Genomic DNA, 18,573 nt, shown 5'->3' with positions numbered 1-18,573 from the left:
TAGTATAATAACAAAGTAAGCATTCAGCTATTAGTAGTCAGCTCTCAGCCAAAAAATGAATAAAGCAAGAATTCGTTTATCTTATATCACATTTTTAACCCATAAATTGAAGCACAAGAACAAAGAATTTGAGTTCTCAAACCATACAATTCAAACGGTTATAAGCTGATAGCTGTTAGCTGACGTCTGAATACTTACATAACAAAAAATTGGCTATTATTCAGGGTTGGTTTCCATGACAAGAAAATCACTCAGGCAATTAAATAAAAAGACAAACTTTGTGGGGAAAATACCTTTAAAGATTGTCTTAGTTATTCCTTTCCTATTACAAATATCAATTGTAGTCGGATTAATAGGATGGTTATCTTTTCGCAATGGACAGAAAGCTATTAATAAGCTAGCTACTGCATTAAGAAAAGAAGTTGCTGCCCATATCCATGAGCAAGTAGATAACTATTTACAAACTCCTCATTTAATTAATCAATTAAATGCTTATGCTGTCAAGGAAGACAATCTAACTATATTTCCAGCCCGAGGTCAAGGTTTTTTTTGGCAACAAATGAATTTTTTTAAGTCACTTCAATGGATTTATTGCGGCAGTCCTCAACAAGGTGAATTTATCGGAATAACAAGACTAGGAAAAAATGATACTTTGTGGTTAGCTTTGAGTAATGAATGGACTTATTTTTTCCGTGATGAATATGCTCTAGACAGCCAAGGTAATATTACAAATGTAGTTATAGAAAACTCTAAAAAATATGATTCTCGAAATCGTCCCTGGTATAAAGCAGCTGTTAAAGCAGGTAAAGGTACATGGAGTAAAATTTACGAAGACTTTAGCAGTGGAGAACCTATAATTACTGCTGCTTTGCCAGTATATGATGGGCAAAATAATCTCAAAGCAGTATGTGGTGTCGATATGTACTTGTCTCAAGAACTAAGTCAATTCCTAAAAACTCTAGAAATTGGTGATACAGGAGAAGCTTTTATTTTAGACACAACAGGTATTCTAATAGCAAGTTCCATTGCCAAAGTAAAATTAGAAAATAAAGATAGATTAGGAATTCAAAAAGCAGTAGATAGTAATAGTCAATTAATAAGATCAGCAACACAATATTTAACAAAGCAATACAAAAACCTCAGTCAAATTGACACCATAAAACAACTAGATTTTATGATCAATGGCGATCGAATATTTATACAAGTTTCACCCTATGCTGATAATTATGGTCTGAATTGGTTGACAGTAGTAGTCATCCCAGAAAATGAGTTTATGGAACAAATAAATGCTAATACTGCTTCAACTATTCAACTATGTTTTCTAGCATTAGCAGTAGCTTTAGTTTTAGGACTATTAATAGTAAAGTGGGTAACTAAACCGATCAAAAAATTATCAGCAGCTGCTTGCGCAATTTCTCATGGAGAATTAAATCAAAATTTACCAATTCAAGGAGTCAAAGAATTAGTTATTTTAGCTGAATCTTTTAATACAATGACAAAACAGTTAGCAGAATCATTTAGTAATCTAGAAAGAAAAAATCAGCAGTTGCAGCACCTAGACCAACTTAAAGATGAATTTTTAGCAAACACATCCCATGAACTGCGTACCCCACTCAATGGCATGATTGGTATCGCAGAGTCCATGATGGATGGTGCTACAGGTCATGTCTCAGAAGTGCAAAAAAAGAATCTATCAATGATTGTTGGTAGTGGATATCGTTTAGCAAACTTAGTCAATGATATTCTTGACTTTTCCAAACTACGACACCACAACATCGAACTACGAATTTGTTCGGTAGGTATGCGAGAAGTTACTGAAGTAGTTTTCACCTTTTCTCAGATGATGTTACAAGGAAAAGATTTACAGCTTGTTAATGCTATTCCCTCAGACTTCCCTCCTGCAGCAGCAGATGAAAATCGTGTTCAACAAATTCTCCATAATTTGGTGGGAAATGCTATCAAATTTACAGACTTTGGTCTAGTCAAAGTCTCAGCAGAATTAATTGATGTTAATAACAACCAACAAATGGCAATTACCGTCTCCGACACTGGTATTGGCATCCCTGAAGATAAACATGAGGCAATTTTTGCATCTTTTGAACAAGGAGATGGATCTACAGAGCGTCAATATGGTGGTACAGGTTTAGGTTTACCAATCACAAAAAAATTAGTTGAATTACACGGTGGCAATATTTGGGTTAAATCGATTCCTGGTATTGGTTCACAGTTTACTTTTACTCTAAATATTTCAGAGAAACCCGCACAAACTACCCGTGCGGAATATTCTATGAAAAGACAAATTTCTTTGTCGAATACTGATGATTTAGCCAAATCAATTTTAGATGAAACTAATTCAGCGGAATATTCTCTGAAAAGACAAATTTCTTTGTCGAATACTGATGATTTAGCCAAATCAATTTTAGATGAAACTAATTCAGCGGAATATTCTATGAAAAGACAAATCTCTTTGTCGAATACTGATGATTTAGCCAAATCAACTTTAGATGAAACTAATTCAGCGGAATCTTCTGTGAAAAGACAAATTTCTTTGTCGAATACTGATGATTTAGCCAAATCAATTTTAGATGAAACTAATTCAGCGGAATATTCTATGAAAAGACAAATTTCTTTGTCGAATACTGATGATTTAGCCAAATCAATTTTAGATGAAACTAATTCAGCGGAATATTCTCTGAAAAGACAAATTTCTTTGTCGAATACTGATGATTTAGCCAAATCAATTTTAGATGAAACTAATTCAGCGGAATATTCTCTGAAAAGACAAATTTCTTTGTCGAATACTGATGATTTAGCCAAATCAATTTTAGATGAAACTAATTCAAATAAAATAAATCAACCTCAACAATTTCCTCCTGATCCTATTACTCCATTAAGCAACCAAGTAAGTAACCAAGAAGAAGAATTTAAAATTATGATTGTTGATGATGAACCAGTAAATTTAATGGTATTATCTAATCAACTTTCTTTGCATAATTATCAAGTTGTTCAAGCTAATAATGGGCAGGAAGCTTTAGATATTCTCGAGCGTTTTCTACCAGATTTAATTTTATTAGATGTAATGATGCCTGGTATGACTGGTTATGAAGTCACGAAAAGAGTACGCCAAGTCTGGGCGCTTCATCAACTACCAATTATGATGTTAACCGCTAAAAATAGAGTTTCAGATTTAGTCATAGGATTAGAAGTAGGTGCTAATGATTATTTATCTAAACCATTTCAGAAAGAAGAATTATTAGCTCGAATTAAGACACATCTTAATATTAAACAACTCCGCACAGAAAAAGCACATATTCGTCAAGCTTTTGGTCGTTATGTTACGGACGAAGTTGTTTCTAATCTCCTAGAAACGCCAGAAGGTTTAAAACTAGGTGGCGAACGGAAAAAAATTACCATTCTTACTTCCGATCTCCGAGGTTTTACCAGCACTTCCGAAAGATTAGCACCAGAAGAAGTTGTGACTATTCTTAATTTTTATCTTTCCTCTATGGCAGATGTTATTATGTCTTTTCAAGGAACTATAGATGAATTTATGGGTGATGGAATTTTAGTTTTATTTGGGGCACCAAATCCTAGAAAAGATGATGCCAAAAGAGCTATTGCTTGTGCTGTAGCTATGCAGCAAGCAATGAACTTTGTAAATAAACAAATGGAAGCTTGGGGTTTAGTTCCTTTAGAGATGGGAATTGGTATTAATACAGGAGAAGTTGTAGTAGGAAATATTGGTTCTGAGAAACGAACAAAATATGGCGTGGTTGGAAACCAAGTTAACTTAACTTATCGGATTGAATCTTATTCTACTGGTGGTGAAATACTCATTTCTGAAACAACACTTCAAGAGGTAGGAGAGTCACTGTTAAGAATTGATGGGCAAAAATTAGTACAACCAAAAGGAGTTAAACAACCTGTTAATATTTATAATATTGGTGGGATTAGTGGAGAATATAATATCTTTTTACAAAAGGAAGAAGAAATATTTTTAGACTTGACTGAACAAATGCCTGCCCAATATACAATTTTGGAAGGGAAGCACGTTGGAGAAAACCTATTTGGTGGTAGTTTAGTTCAACTTTCTGCTAAAGGAGCATTAGTAAAATCTGATTCACAAGAAACAGACTCTATACCTTCTGTATTTACTAATATTAAAATTAATTTATTTTCCTCTACTAACTCAGAAGTAGTAGGAGAAGATATTTATGCTAAGGTTTTGGATAAACCTGCAGAGTCTGGATACTTTTATATTTTATTTACTTCTAAACCACCAGAATTCAAAGCTTTACTTGACGCCCAATACAGTAAATTAATATCATTTCACGAAAGTCAAAAGCCAAAAGTAAAAAGTTAAAAGTTATTCCTTAACCGTACTTTTTAATTAATAGAAATAGGTGTGAAAATTAAAAATAAAATCAATACTCAGGAGGAGCTAGGAGTCAGGAGTCAGGAGTCAGGAGGAGAAAGAATCATAAAGATGAGCATAGTTATGAAGATAGAAGATTTTTTTATGTCCAATTAAACGGATTTGATATAATACCTAATACCAATTTTATCAATGTTTGCGGCCTTGTTGCATGAAAGTATATAGCTGCCGCACAAGATCCAAGCATATTGACTTCATCAACGAGCGGAAACTGCTGTAACTATTGGACAATAAATAAATCAAACATCAATCTTTGAAATCAAAAAGCTGAAACCTTTACAGGCAAAAGTTTTGAGATTCGAGCTGCCTGCCCTAACTATTGGACAATAAATAAATATCAATAATCGCGATCGCACTCTTTCGCTTTCTCAGCAGAGCAATAACTATTGGACAATAAATAAATGGAACATCAATACAGTGCTTTTCAGTTGAGTAGACCACAAAACTGTTATAGGAGTAATGAGTAAGGAGTAATGAGTAATGAGTAAGGAGTAATGATGTAGGGACGTTAGCATTAATGCTCAAGCAACGTCCGTACGGAGTCAGTATGATTGTGGTTTATTCATCATTAAACCGCTGTAATCGCGAAAAAGAGCGATATAGCTGCGGAATGAATGAAAAGAGAACGCTACTTTCATGCAACAAAGCCAATGTTTGCTACAAATATCTAGAACTGTTTCTAGTAGTTCAGTAGTCAGTAGAAAAAGCTGTTATGATCATTTTTGACTATGAAATAATTCGATTCTGTTTCTAGTGGACTGTTTCATCTTAAATGATGCAATAGGCTTTTTTCTCCCTTACCACCTTGTCTTCCTTGTCCTCCTTGTCTTCCTTGTCTTCCCACAACCTAAAATCTAATGCACAGTTTTAGCTGAAACAGTCCACTAGTAATCAATATTCAGTAGGGGCGATTCGCTTACAGCGGTTTTCATTTCAGTAAACCACAGTAGGGACGTTCCATGGAATGTCCCTACTAGGGAGGATGGGGAGGATGGGGAGGATGGGGAGGATGGGGAGGATGGGGAGGAGGGGGAGGATGGGGAGGAGGGGGAGGATGGGGAGGAGGGGGAGGATGGGGAGGAGGGGGGGGATGGGGAGGATGGGGAGGAGGGGGAGGATGGGGAGGAGGGGGAGGGGATGAGCACAGGTGGGAAGTACAGTAGCTTACTATAACAGTTAAAACTTCTGAAATAACAGTTTATTGCTCTGGGTGAAAAATCTGAAATTTTACCTATGGCGTCTGGAAAAAATTTATAGGTTTAATCTGGTAAGTTCTAGGTTTAAGAAGTTCATCTAATAGCTTATTTTTCTGGAAAAAAATATTTGTGACATATTTTCAAGTGAAATGATATTTATTTAGGGAGATATAAATGAGAATTAAAAAGTTAATTTTAAGTATTCTGACTATTGTAGCGATCGCTTTTATTAGTTTTTCTTTAATTAGTAGTGTAACTCAGCCACAAATTCAAAGTCGTCTGGAGTTATATCAAACAAATTTATTGTTGCACGCTGGGGAATGGGAACCTGAAAACTTAGACAGCCAAAATTTTAATATAGCTAGTAAAGCTTTAATTGGTAATGACTCTGATCAAGCTGGATTAGTACAATACAAAAATGCTCGTGAATCGGCTCAAAAACAACTGGAAAAACAAGAAAATAAATTAAAAAATTTGCTTTTAGAAAAGCCAATATCGGCTGAAATACAACAGTTAAACGATAATATTAATCAGTTAAAAAGCCTAATTGATGAATTCGATATTAATATTGGTATCTTGCAAGCGGAAACAAATCAAATAAATGAAGCTAGGCAAAGTTGGCAAAATTTAACCGAGTCAGAAACAGCAAATCAATCTTTAGGAGAAACAGCAAAAGTTTTAGCAGAAATTTGGGGTAAACCAGCCAAAATTTTACCTAATGCAGAAGCTTTAATTCAACAAAATTTAGATGGATGGTTTCGCTATCGAGCTTTAAAAGAATTATACAAATTACAGGAAAGACAAAAAGCTTTAATGGAACTACAAAACCAGGAACAAGAAATAGCAGAACAAGCAGTATTAAAGTTAGCTATTATTGCTGGTGTACCTGGAATGGGATTAATATTCGGAGTAGGGTTACTGATATTTCTAGGAGTACAATGGTTAATTTATGGAAAGGAATCTTTTTTATTAAAAAATGCCGATTTACCTTGGGAAGTAAGTTGGGATAGTGAAACAATTATACAAGTATTTGTCGTAGGTTTTTTCTTAGTCGGACAAATTATGATTCCTTTGGGATTAGAGATTTTTAAAAGTTTCACAAATTGGCAACCTACAATGATGGGAGTGCGAGTACAAGCGGGGTATATTCTTGGTACTTATATTTTGTTTTCTCTAGGTGGTTTCTTAGTATTGTACTTATCGTTAAAATCATTTTTTCCTTTACCCGAAGGTTGGTTTAAATTTGATTTACGAGGTGGTTGGTTTTTCTGGGGTTTAGGTGGTTATTTTGTAGCTTTGCCAATGGTAATTTTAATATCTCTAATTAATCAACAATTATGGCAAGGTCAAGGTGGCAGTAATCCAATTTTACCTATTGCTTTAAACGGACAAGATGGATTAGCTTTAGCTCTATTTTTTATCACCGCTTCTATCGCTGCACCAGTTTTTGAAGAAATTATGTTTCGCGGATTTTTGTTACCTTCTTTGACAAAATATATGCCTGTGTGGGTAGCAATTATCGCAAGTGGTTTTTTGTTTGCTCTGGCTCATTTGAATATTTCTGAAGTGCTACCTTTAGCAGTTTTAGGAATAATTTTAGGAGTAGTTTACACCAGGTCTCGTAATCTTTTATCTTCTATTTTGTTACATAGTTTATGGAATAGTGGAACATTACTAAGTTTGTATCTTTTGGGGAGTGGAAATTCCTAATATTTAGTGCTTGTTTCACAGACAGAATGTCATTTCAGTTATCAGTTATCAGTTATCAGTAACTCCAACCCACATTCCGCACTTCAATTTGTAACATAAAAATTAGTATAAAATCCGTAGCTCTCAATGGTATTTATACTATGCAAATGATCTCAATTACTTTTTTCGTTGATCAAATTACGAGTCAAAAATTAAGTAGGGGCTTTCCGGCCGGAAAGCCCCTACGACTATTGATTACTCAATCATGGCAGCTATGATTTTCTCCTGAATTCTGTCTCCTGAATTCTGTCTCCTGACTCCTGCTTATATATTACATTTTGTGGTGCGGAATGTGGTTGAGTATTTTAGCGTATTTGATACTTTCCCCGGTTTCTTTACTTTTTTATACCGACACTACCGGATTTGATATGACTTCTGAGTTCTGAGTCCAGAAAGCTGCAAATGTAACTTCTGAGTTCTAACTTCTAAGTTCTGAGTTCACAAAGCAGCTTGCTTGATCGGTGCAAGCAACTCCATGGGTAAATTCAGCATATTTAGAGTAGTTTTCTCTTTTCCCTGACTATTTGGCCCATGATAGTCACTACCACCAGTCATCAATAACCCATAATTTTTGCACAACTCTTTTAAATTTTGCACTTGAGTCGGAGAGTGACAGGGATGAAAAACCTCTAATCCCATCAAACCTGCTTCTACCATTTCCAGCAATACTTCTTCCACTTTTCCCCCACGGAATAGATAAGAATGTGCCCAAACAGGAACCGCCCCACAACTACGCAGTAAATTAATTCCTTCAACTATAGAAAACTTCTCATAATCAACATAAGCAGGTTTATCATCCCCCAACCAACGATCAAAAGCTTCTTGAGGGGATTGCACATAACCCGCTTTAACCAGTGCCATAGCAATATGTGGTCTTCCTGGTGCTATTCCCCCCTCAATTTTCGGCAACTCAATCGGATACCCCAACTTAGCTAAGTTTTCTACTATCAACTGGGCGCGTCGATATCTACCTGCAATGCGATCGCTCAACGGCGTGACTAACTTATTAGCATCTGGATAAAACCCCAGAATATGAAGCGAACAATTATTATGAACTGTGCTTAATTCTACACCAGGTACTATTTCTATGTTGTAGTCAGAAGCAATATTAATTGCTTCATCACAACCAGATAATGTATCGTGATCTGTTATTGCTAATGCTTGCACCCCGCAACTTGCTGCTTTTCTAACCAATTCTGTAGGAGTTAAAGTCCCGTCGGAGTAAGTAGTGTGACAGTGGAGTTCTAACATAAGTTTTTTTTTAACATTAATTAAGTTAACAGTTTTAATAATTTACAGCGGTTTTCATATGAATAAACCACAATGATACTTACTCTTGACTCCTAACTCTTGACTCCTGACTCCTGACTCCTGACTCCTGACTCCTAACAATGAATTTAGTGGTCTACTCAACTGAAAAGCGCTGTAAGCACAAATTTTTAGGGTGATAGCTGATAGCTAATAGCTAATAGCTAGTTAAATATTTATAATATCAACATCGTACCAAATTTCAAAAAGGTATAGCAATCCGCGCTTATGTTGCGGGTAATCAAAAAGTAGATAAAAAAGCCAAAATTCCCATCTATTCCCAGTTACAGCAATGCATGAGGAGCGTGAGGTACAGTGTAACATAGCCTTCAAGACCTCCACAACCTGGAAGGTTGAACTTCCACTCATTACTAACAGGTTTCCAGCTTTTAACAAAAAAACCTTTGTACCTCACGCGCGGGCGTGAAACTGCTGTAAGTGTTCCCTAAAAGCGGTAAAATTTTTATATACAGATAAGATAGGATTGCTATAGTTTTAGCAAATCTGCTGAGAAGGCACTTTACCTAAATTACCGTTCCCGCGAAACCTACAACTTCTCAAAAACTTTTCTGCATTTTCTTGAGCAGATTCAGAGAGTCAGAGATAGGGAGGTTGCATGCAACAGGAGTATAGAACCCCTGAAGGGATCTATGATTGGGAAGTTGGTTCGTGTGGGAGGTGTGAGAGGTGTGGGAGGTGTGGAGAGTGTAGTCCGTACAGGACTCAAAAAATGTAGGGTTGTAAATATTCTAGCTCAGACAATGAATGAACAATGCCTACACAAGCGCTCCCCTACTCCCTTTTTTCTAGAGATATGCTTAGGGGTTCTATAGAGAAGTAAATCAGAATAATTAACAAGGGTGACTCAAAGCAGGCAAAAAAGTTTGTATGAATTACTTAATAACTGAAGTATTACCCAAGCATAGTCTTAATGCTTGGAAATTAGTATAATACTAAATTTGGTTATAAAAAGTTAGTTTGTCCAAACCCTTCTAACCCTTCAGCATAATTGCCTTAGCTTCGCTTCAGAATCTCTCTTTGCCCACGGGATTTAATATACTACTAATTAGTAAAAGTAATGCTACGATCAGAATTGAAACTACTTTTACTTATCCCCACACTCCCCACACTTCCCCACCCAATTAGATATAGCATTCATGCATGAGAAATACTATAAGGGGGGTAAAAAAAAGGATTCAGTATTTCAAACCTTTTACTTTAGTAGAAAGTACGGTTAACTGATGACTGAAATCACTCTTTATTTGTTGTAAAACTATTTATTTATTGTAAATATTTATCAAAATTTGCCTATATCTCTTGAGAAGAGTTATCACATTCATTAACTTTTTTTTATATTTATTGAGGCTGATTATCACATTTATTTGCTACAATGCAGGGAAATATTTCCTACAATGCAGGGAAATATTTGCTACAATGCAGGGAAACTTAAAGTTGAGAAGTATAAAAATATTGTTATATATTTTCAAGATAAGTAAATAGAGGATTGTGTATGTTTTTAATAACTTAGTTTCATTTTTTGTACTCTAAGTAACTTACTTTCCTCCACTGCTTCTATTAGTAAAATTATATCTATATTTATGTGATATAAATCACATTTTTTCTGTATACAAAACTTAACTTTAATGTAACAATATGTATAGTAGGGAAATTTGATTTTCAGCAAACAATATATGGCCATTAATAATGTTAGCACATATACAAAACTTGAGGATTATTCAAGTTCTAGTGTTAGAACTTTAAAATCAATGTCTGGTAACAAACAATTAATCAAATTAGCCGAATATTTAGATGGACTGAGCCAACGAAGTGCTACTGGCAAAGTATTATTAAATAGTCCGGCCAAAGAAGGACAAATCAACCTATTCTACGGTAGATTACTCTATGCTACTAGCCCTATCCACAGAGTAAGGCGTTGGGAACGACGGGTTAGATTGTACTGCCCTGAGTGGCATCCTATAACCTCACAACTACTATCAGATCCAGACAAACCTTGGGAATATTTACTCCTGTATGAAGGAATTACCAAAAATCAAATCACTATTTCTCAAGCAAAAGCAGTCATTCGGACTGTCACCCTAGAAATATTATTTTCCATGAGTCCCTACCCAGAGCTAACACATGAGTGGGAAGGAAACCCTAATAGTAAATCAGAATTATCCCTGGGTTTATCTCTATGTTATCGGGAAATAGAAGCAATTTTAACAAAAATTGCTCATATGCAATATCTATCTCAAAAAGCAGGTGTTGAAAGTTTCAACCTAAACCTGGCGCCTGTTCCTAAAAAACCTATTGCTCCAGAAGCTTTATCAGGTTGGGGTAAATATTTACAGGGCAATCTAACTCTGTGGGATATTGCCTGCAAGCTACAAAAATCAGTATTAGCTGTCAGTAATACTTTACTTCCCTTAATCAACAAAGGGTTAGTACAATTACGAACAATTCCAGATTTACCAGAACCGAATTTCCAATCATCTTTAGTAAAAGCTAATTCTCCAAAAGAGACAGACAAGACTATACCTAAAAAAAAGCAATTAATTGCTTGTATTGATGATAGTGCAGTAATTATTGAAACATTAAAGCAGGTTGTTATATCTGCTGGATATGAGCTGATTGGTATACAAAATCCAATCAAAGGATTTGTGGAAATTGCCAAAAATAAACCAGATTTAATTTTTCTTGATTTAGAAATGCCTGATGTTAATGGTTATACTGTTTATCAATTTTTACGGCAAGCTCCAGTATTTGAAAAAATACCTATAATTATTTTTACCAGTCGGAATAATTTGATAGATCGTAGTCGGGCTAAATTAATTGGCGCTGCTGAATTTTTGAATAAACCTGCTAAACCAGAAGAAATTTTAAAAATTCTTAAAAAACATTTATCTATGTAGTCCAAAATTTTAACTGCTCAAGAATAAGTCAATATTGCTATTGCTATTGCTCATGTCAAATCAATTCAAAATTCAAAATTATTAATTCGCTCATTATAATCTCTGCCTAAAGTCAGAGGCTTGAAATAAGGAAAATATTTTTGATTTTTTCGTTCTCAAGAACGAGAAAAAGAATCCTTAATTAAACAATTATTGAAATTCACTTAGAACCAAAATTTTTGAACTTTGAATGCGTGAATTTTGAATTCAAAAAATGGTCACTAAAATATGTTAATAAATTTAACTACCTATCTAGATTTTTGGGTAGTTCTCTGAAAATCTTAATTTATGGTAGAGGCAGGTTCAACAATTAATAATTAATAATTAATAATTACCTCTCCTTGAAAAGAATAAGATTGACGAATGATGAAAATTTTTTCTTGTTTCTCCTTTAAATTGAGAGGCTTTAAACCTTAATTATTCGGTAAACTAAGTCAGAAGTCAGAAGTGAGAAGTGAGAAGTTAGATAGGGGGGAGTCGTCGGATTGGTACAGAAATTATCAATTATTTGCTTCTTATACCCTATGCCCTATTTACTATTCTCTATGCCCTATTTACTATTCTCTATTCCCTCTTTTCTATAAACATCTTCAATCATCAAAAATAAAATCAATTATCTTACAGAAATTATTAATTATTTACTCTTAATTCCCTATTCCTTATTCCCGATTTTATGGAGATGTGTAATAACTAATTAAAAGACGGGATTGTACAATCAAAATAATTTTGATTGAGAAAACTACTACTATTTGCTCCTTTCAAGAAAATAGTATTGAATCACCTACTTGACTTTTGCTGAGAATATTGCTACTTAGTTTTAGTTTACTAAATCAACCAACCTTAAAAGCAAAATTAAATCAGAGAAGCAAGAAAAGTTGTTCACTGAAATATAACCGAGTAATTACTATGGTTTTGTGAAGAAAAATAAACTTTTAGAAAAATATTAAAGAGTAGCAAGCATTAGGAATTATTATTAAATTAGTTTTGACAGTGGAAAGATAAGCAATGGCAAAGGGAAGTGTTTTAATCGTAGAAGATAGTCCAACAGAAGCTACTATTCTGACTGACTGTTTGAAAAAATCAGGATATGATGTCTTGAATGTAACTACAGCAGAAGCAGCTAAAGCTATCTTGGTGCAACAAAATTTTGATGCAATATTAATGGATGTTGTATTACCTGGTCAAAGTGGTTATAGTTTGTGTAGAGAACTAAAAAATCAAGAAAATACAGCAAATATTCCAATTATTATTTGTTCTAGTAAATCAGAGAAAATAGATCAAAAGTGGGGTATGAAGCAGGGTGCATCTGCTTATGTTACTAAACCAGTTGATCGAGATGAACTTGTGGCAACATTAGAAAAATTGGTTGTTTGAAAAATACGCTACGCGGAATTCAAAATTCAAAATTCAAAATTCAAATGTATTAGTTAGTAAGGCTTTTAAGATGCATGTAACTGGTCAGTTATTTCTGCCATCCTGCACTAGGTATAGCACTTAACTGGGAACAGTTGGAAAAACATTTCCTAGTCTGAGATTCATCATCAGTTTATGTTCTAACCAATTCTTTCTTAGCTATATTTAATGACTAAAATGTTAAAAAAAGCCAATGGCAAAACAACCATTATTAAATAGTAATCAACAATTTATATCTCTAAAAGTTACTAAGACTTTAGAGGTTATACTGTCTACCCGTGAGCTGGATGAAGTGATTACTTTAGATTACAGAACAATCTTACAAATCCCGGGGATGCCAAGTGTAGTTGCAGGAGTATTTCAATGGCAAGGAGAAATTCTCTGGTCGATCGATCTTGCTTATTTGATGGGTTTTGAACCTTTGCTTTCTACTGGATACTATCAGCAAAAACTTCGGGTAGTGAAAGTAAAATTTCGAGATAGTTATCTGGGTATTTTAGTGCAAAAAGTAGGTAACTTAATCGATGTTGAAAGCCAAGAAATTAGTGCAACAAAAAATCATAAAACAAATTCTCTTGTTGAAAAATTTATTCAGGGAACTTGCACGAATTCAGCAGGAGAAGAAAAGATGATTTTAGATATTGAAGCAATTATCGAATACATAGAAAAATGAATTGAGAATTCAGGAGACAGGAGAAAGGAGTCAGGAGTCAGAATTTGTTTTTGCAATGGAGTTAACAAATTTAGAATTCAGAATCAAAAAATTAGTTACATCCATGAATTAATTCCTCATTAACCATAAGTAATAAAATTATGACACAGACACGTTTTAGAAAAACAAACCAACAAGATAATAGAGTGCCAAATCAAGCTAAAGATTACAATCAAAAATCTCATCAAGAAACTGCAGAATCTGAATCAAATAATGAAGAAGTGAAAATTGTGCCAGTAGAAGTGTGGCAGCCAAATACTAACCAAACATCTTCTTCACAAAGCTCTCTAGGTTTAAAAGCAAAAACTAATGCTTTAGCAGAAGATTTAGCAGTATTACGCTCTAATATTGATGTCAGAATTAATCAACTTCAATCATTAATAGAAACAGAAGGAGCAGCAGCAGAAAGAGCCGAATTATTAAACCAAATAACTTCTAATATTCGGGAATCTCTTAACGTTGAAGATATCTTTAAAACTGTTGTGGAAGATGCCAGAGCTGCTTTACAAACAGACAGGATTGTAGTATATGAATTTGATAAAAATTGGCAAGGTACAGTTATTGCCGAATCAGTAGATGTGAAATGGCCAGAATCTCTGGGAGCTGAAATAACTGACCCTTGTTTTGCCGATCGCTACGTAGAATTTTATAAAAAAGGGCGAGTCAGGGCGATCGCTGATATTTACGAAGCGGGATTAACAGAATGTCACATTGGTCAACTTGAACCCTTTGCCGTTAGAGCCAACTTAGTCGCTCCCATTCTTGCCAATGGAGAATTAATGGGTTTATTAATAGCGCATCATTGTGCTGAACCCCGACAATGGATAGAATCAGAAATAGAATTTTTCCAGCAATTGGCAATTCAACTGGGTTATGCTGTAGACCAAGCGTTACTTTTAGAAAAACAACGGGTAGCTACTCAACAAGCTCAAAAATTAAATCAAATTAATGCCGAAATTCGTAAATCTCTGAATCTGAAAGACATATTAGTTGCTGCAGTCGAACAAACCCGCAGTGCTTTAAATTCAGACCGAGTAGTAGTCTACGAATTTGATAGCGATTGGAAAGGCACAGTTATTGCTGAATCAGTTGATAGTAACTGGCCAAAAGCTTTGGGAGCAAAAATTGCTGACCCCTGTTTTGCCGATCGCTATGTACAACCCTATCAACAAGGACGAGTTAAAGCTACAGAAAATGTTTATGAAGCGGGATTAACTGATTGTCATATCCGTCAACTGGAACCTTTTGAGGTCAAAGCTAATTTAGTTGCTCCCATTGTAGTAGAGAAAAAACTGCAAGGTCTGTTAATTGCTCATCAATGTTCTGGTCCCAGAGCTTGGACAGAATTAGAAATAGATTTGATGGGGAAAGTTGGTGTTCAAGTTGGGTATGCTCTAGACCAAGCATACCTATTAGAAAGCCAACAAGCTGTAGCGAAACAAGCTCGATTATTAAATGAAATTTCCAACAGTCTGCGGAGTACCACGAATACTGAAGAAGTTTTTGATACTGTTATTGAAGAAGCTCGTAATGCTCTGGGAGCAGAACGCACGATTATCTATCGGTTTGATGCAGATATGGTGGGTACAGTGGTAGCAGAATCAGTTGGTCAGGGTTGGACAGCAACTCTAGGTCAGAAAATAGCCGATCCTTGCTTTGCCAAAAATTTTAAACCTTATCTGCGGGGGCAAATTAGCACAATTGAAAATATTAAAGCATCTGGGATAGCTGAGTGTCACTTTAAACTATTAGAACCCTTTGAAGTTAAAGCCAATATTGTTGCTCCAATTCTAGTAGAAGCACAACTGTATGGTTTATTGATTATTCATCAATGTTCTCGACCTCGAAGTTGGCAAGAATCAGAAATCAACTTTGTTAAACAGTTATCTACCCAACTCAGCACTGCCTTAGAACAAAAAAGACTTTTAGAACAGCAAAAAGTCGCGACTGAACAAGCACGACGTTTGAATGAAATTAGTTCGATGATTCGGGAATCTTTGAACGAACAGGATATTTTTAACACTGTAGTGGTGGAGACTCGTCAAGTGTTAGCAGCAGATCGAGTGATGATTTATAAGTTAGATGATGACTACAATGGTACTGTTGTAGCTGAATCAGTAGATAGTATGTGGCCTGCTGCTCTGGATAGTAAGCTAGACAGTAAATGTTTTAAGGAACATCATATTAAAGCTTATCTGCGAGGACGAATTAAGGTATTTAATAATCTGCACGATCCCTCCCAAACTATGATTGATGATGCTAAGAATACCGAATGTTATTTAAAAGATGCTGAACCTCTAGAAATTAAAGCGACTTTGACAGCTCCAATTATTGTTGAGAAAAAGCTGTATGGTTTCTTTGTGACTAATCAATGTTCTGCTCCCCGGAACTGGAAAGACTCGGAAGTTGATTTCATTAAGCAATTAGCAACTCAAATTGGTTTTGCAGTCGAACAGGAAAATCTGATACAACAACAAAGGACGAGTGTTGAACAGTCAAAAAAACTGAATCAAATCAGCTTAAGGATTCGGGAATCTCTTGATATCGAACGCATTTTCCGTACCGGAGTAGAAGAAGGACTAAAATTAATAGAAGCTGACCGGGTGGTAGTTTATCGCTTTGATGAAGACTGGGATGGCAAGATTATTAGTGAAGCGGTAAGACAGGGGTATATCAATATTGCAGAGATGGAAACTGAGGTAACTTGTTTTCCAGCAGATTATGTGGAACCCTATCGTCAAGGAAGGGTACAGGTTACACCAGATGTGAGTAAGGCAGGTTTGACAGCTTGCCATGAAGAACAATTAGGAAAATGGCAGGTTAAGGCGAATATGGTGGCTCCGATTTTGGTGAACCAAACTTTATATGGTTTATTGGGTGTGCATCAATGTTCTGAAACTCGCAACTGGTTAGAGTCAGATGTTGAGGTGTTTAAGCAGGTGGCTTTACAGATCGGGTATGCTCTCGATCAGGCGATTTTATTACAAGAAATTGAACAAGCTCGTCAAAAAGCTGAAAGTATATCTATTGAACAGCAACAGCAAAAAGAATTATTAGAAAATCAGATCGAAAAGTTTTTGGCAGAAATCGAAAATTCTTTTGATGGGGATTTGACAGTGCGAGCTGGTGTAACAACTGGGGTAATGGGAACTGTGGCTGATTTCTTTAATGCCACGATTGAAAACTTGCAGCAGTTGGTATTGCAGGTGCAGTCGGCAACAAATGTTGTGAGTTCGACAACGGAAGGGAATGAAACAGAAATTAAAAAGTTGTCTGGTGAAGCTCAACGTCAAGCTGAAGCAATAGCTAATGCTCTCCAACAAATTCAGGTGATGACTAATTCTGTGAAGGCAGTGGTAGCTAATGCTCAACAAGCAGAAACTAAGGTGCAGCAGGCAAATCAGATTCTCCAAACGAGTGATGCTGCCATGAACAAGACTGTGGATGGGATTGTGGGAATTCAGAAAACAGTGGAAGCAACTGCTCGGAAGGTGAAGAGTTTAGGAGAAACTTCTAAGAAGATTTCCCGGGTACTGAGTTTGATTAATGATTTGGCAAATCAAACAAATGTTTTGGCTTTGAATGCTTCGGTAGAGGCAACCAGAGCGGGGCAAGATGATCAAGGGTTTGCTACGGTTGCTAGTGAAGTACGTTCTCTAGCGGAACAGTCAGCTACTGCTACTCAGGAAATAGAACAAATTGTTGAGGAACTTCAATCTGGCACTACTGAAGTTATTAAAGCTATGGTAGTCGGACGAAAGCGAGTCATGCTTGGTACTCAGTTAGTTAAAGGAGCGCGACAAACTTTGACAGATGTGTTGGATGTGAGCGGACAAATTAGTGAGTTGGTAGGGGAGATTACTGTTTCTGCTACTACTCAAGCTGATACTTCTAGCGCACTGTCAAAGACAATTCAGGAAGTGGCAGCGATCGCTAATCAAACTTCTGAGCAATCTATGACTGTGGTGAATTCTTTTGATAAGTTACTAGCAGTTGCTGGAGAGTTAGAAAAGAATGTTGCTGAGTTTAAGGTGAATTAGAATTTGTAGGGCGTAGGTTGGGTTGAGGAATACCGAAACCCAACAACCATAAGGCTCACACGGATTATGCCACGGATATACGGATTAAGCTGTTAGTTCAGTAGGGCGTAGGTTGGGTTGAGGAATACCGAAGCCCAACAACCATAAGGCTCACACGGATTATGCCACGGATATACGGATTAAGTTGTTAGTTCAGTAGGGCGTAGGTTGGGTTGAGGAATACCGAAGCCCAACAACCATAAGGCTCACACGGATTATGCCACGGATATACGGATTAAGTTGTTAGTTCAGTAGGGCGTAGGTTGGGTTGAGGAATACCGAAGCCCAACAACCATAAGGCTCACACGGATTATGCCACGGATATACGGATTAAGTTGTTAGTTCAGCAAGACGTAGTAAGGCGTAGGTTGGGTTGAGGAACGTTAGCGGAGCTGATCCGTTAGGATCAACCCAACAACCATAACGCTCACACGGATTATGCCACGGATGTACGGATTAAGTTGTTAGTTCAGTAGGGTGGGTGGCAACGCACCAGCATCCCTAGGGTTTGTAACTGTTGGCTAAAATCTGGTATGATCTATAAAAATCTGGGATTATCTGTTTTATGCTACGAGGATTCATGGGCTGAACTGCACCCAAATAAGCAGCAAAAAACGCTGATGGCTAAACACGCGGGTGTTCAGTCAGGGATTATTTTTGAATTTTGAATTTTGAATTTTGAATTGTTCTATGTAAACCCGGAGAGAAATTTTTCATAAAATTTCTGAGA

9 protein-coding genes are annotated in these 18,573 nt (G+C 35.9%); 8 read left to right on the top strand and 1 reads right to left on the bottom strand.

Annotated elements, in window-relative coordinates:
• The first annotated feature begins 235 nt into the window (after positions 1–235).
• From F6K40_RS01955 to F6K40_RS01945, 3 genes are all read left to right on the top strand, one after another.
• Positions 236–4,363 carry a response regulator gene (locus F6K40_RS01955; RefSeq protein WP_293130604.1) on the top strand — a complete coding sequence of 1,376 codons (4,128 nt, stop codon included), beginning with the start codon at positions 236–238 and terminating at the stop codon, positions 4,361–4,363.
• 1,063 nt (positions 4,364–5,426) lie between these two features.
• Positions 5,427–5,576: a hypothetical protein gene (locus tag F6K40_RS01950; protein WP_293130601.1), complete on the top strand. Its 150-nt coding sequence runs from the start codon at positions 5,427–5,429 to the stop codon at positions 5,574–5,576.
• 229 nt (positions 5,577–5,805) lie between these two features.
• Positions 5,806–7,341 (top strand): CPBP family intramembrane glutamic endopeptidase, encoded by a 1,536-nt coding sequence (locus F6K40_RS01945; RefSeq protein ID WP_293130598.1) that lies wholly within the window; start codon positions 5,806–5,808, stop codon positions 7,339–7,341.
• Between the two features lie 477 nt (positions 7,342–7,818).
• Here the strand turns inward: F6K40_RS01945 and F6K40_RS01940 are convergent, their stop codons facing one another.
• Positions 7,819–8,631 (bottom strand): PHP domain-containing protein, encoded by an 813-nt coding sequence (locus F6K40_RS01940; RefSeq protein ID WP_293130595.1) that lies wholly within the window; start codon positions 8,629–8,631, stop codon positions 7,819–7,821.
• Positions 8,632–9,338: 707 nt separating this feature from the next.
• Between F6K40_RS01940 and F6K40_RS01935 the strand changes: the two genes are divergently transcribed.
• From F6K40_RS01935 to F6K40_RS01915, 5 genes are all read left to right on the top strand, one after another.
• Positions 9,339–9,521: a hypothetical protein gene (locus tag F6K40_RS01935; RefSeq protein WP_293130592.1), complete on the top strand. Its 183-nt coding sequence runs from the start codon at positions 9,339–9,341 to the stop codon at positions 9,519–9,521.
• An 858-nt stretch (positions 9,522–10,379) separates the two neighbouring features.
• The gene (locus F6K40_RS01930; RefSeq protein WP_293130589.1) at positions 10,380–11,600 is read left to right on the top strand and encodes a response regulator; all 1,221 of its coding nucleotides are present in this window, start codon (positions 10,380–10,382) and stop codon (positions 11,598–11,600) included.
• Positions 11,601–12,644: 1,044 nt separating this feature from the next.
• Positions 12,645–13,013, top strand: a complete 369-nt coding sequence (locus F6K40_RS01925; RefSeq protein ID WP_293130586.1) for a response regulator transcription factor — start codon at positions 12,645–12,647, stop codon at positions 13,011–13,013.
• 232 nt (positions 13,014–13,245) lie between these two features.
• Complete coding sequence (locus F6K40_RS01920) at positions 13,246–13,725, top strand: chemotaxis protein CheW (protein WP_293130583.1); 480 nt, start codon at positions 13,246–13,248, stop codon at positions 13,723–13,725.
• A 140-nt stretch (positions 13,726–13,865) separates the two neighbouring features.
• Positions 13,866–17,804 (top strand): GAF domain-containing protein, encoded by a 3,939-nt coding sequence (locus F6K40_RS01915; RefSeq protein ID WP_293130580.1) that lies wholly within the window; start codon positions 13,866–13,868, stop codon positions 17,802–17,804.
• Positions 17,805–18,573 lie beyond the last annotated feature (769 nt).

Origin of the sequence: Okeania sp. SIO3I5, from assembly GCF_010672085.1 — a bacterium.
Classification (GTDB): Bacteria; Cyanobacteriota; Cyanobacteriia; order Cyanobacteriales; family Microcoleaceae; genus Trichodesmium.
This window is presented reverse-complemented; position numbering and strand designations above follow the sequence as displayed.

Excerpts from the sequence above, each read along its gene's own strand:
- F6K40_RS01955 (WP_293130604.1), top strand. The coding sequence starts at position 236 with ATGACAAGAAAATCACTCAGGCAATTAAATAAAAAGACAAACTTTGTG.
- F6K40_RS01950 (WP_293130601.1), top strand. The coding sequence starts at position 5,427 with ATGGGGAGGATGGGGAGGATGGGGAGGATGGGGAGGAGGGGGAGGATG.
- F6K40_RS01945 (WP_293130598.1), top strand. The coding sequence starts at position 5,806 with ATGAGAATTAAAAAGTTAATTTTAAGTATTCTGACTATTGTAGCGATC.
- F6K40_RS01940 (WP_293130595.1), bottom strand. The coding sequence starts at position 8,631 with ATGTTAGAACTCCACTGTCACACTACTTACTCCGACGGGACTTTAACT.
- F6K40_RS01935 (WP_293130592.1), top strand. The coding sequence starts at position 9,339 with ATGATTGGGAAGTTGGTTCGTGTGGGAGGTGTGAGAGGTGTGGGAGGT.
- F6K40_RS01930 (WP_293130589.1), top strand. The coding sequence starts at position 10,380 with ATGGCCATTAATAATGTTAGCACATATACAAAACTTGAGGATTATTCA.
- F6K40_RS01925 (WP_293130586.1), top strand. The coding sequence starts at position 12,645 with ATGGCAAAGGGAAGTGTTTTAATCGTAGAAGATAGTCCAACAGAAGCT.
- F6K40_RS01920 (WP_293130583.1), top strand. The coding sequence starts at position 13,246 with ATGGCAAAACAACCATTATTAAATAGTAATCAACAATTTATATCTCTA.
- F6K40_RS01915 (WP_293130580.1), top strand. The coding sequence starts at position 13,866 with ATGACACAGACACGTTTTAGAAAAACAAACCAACAAGATAATAGAGTG.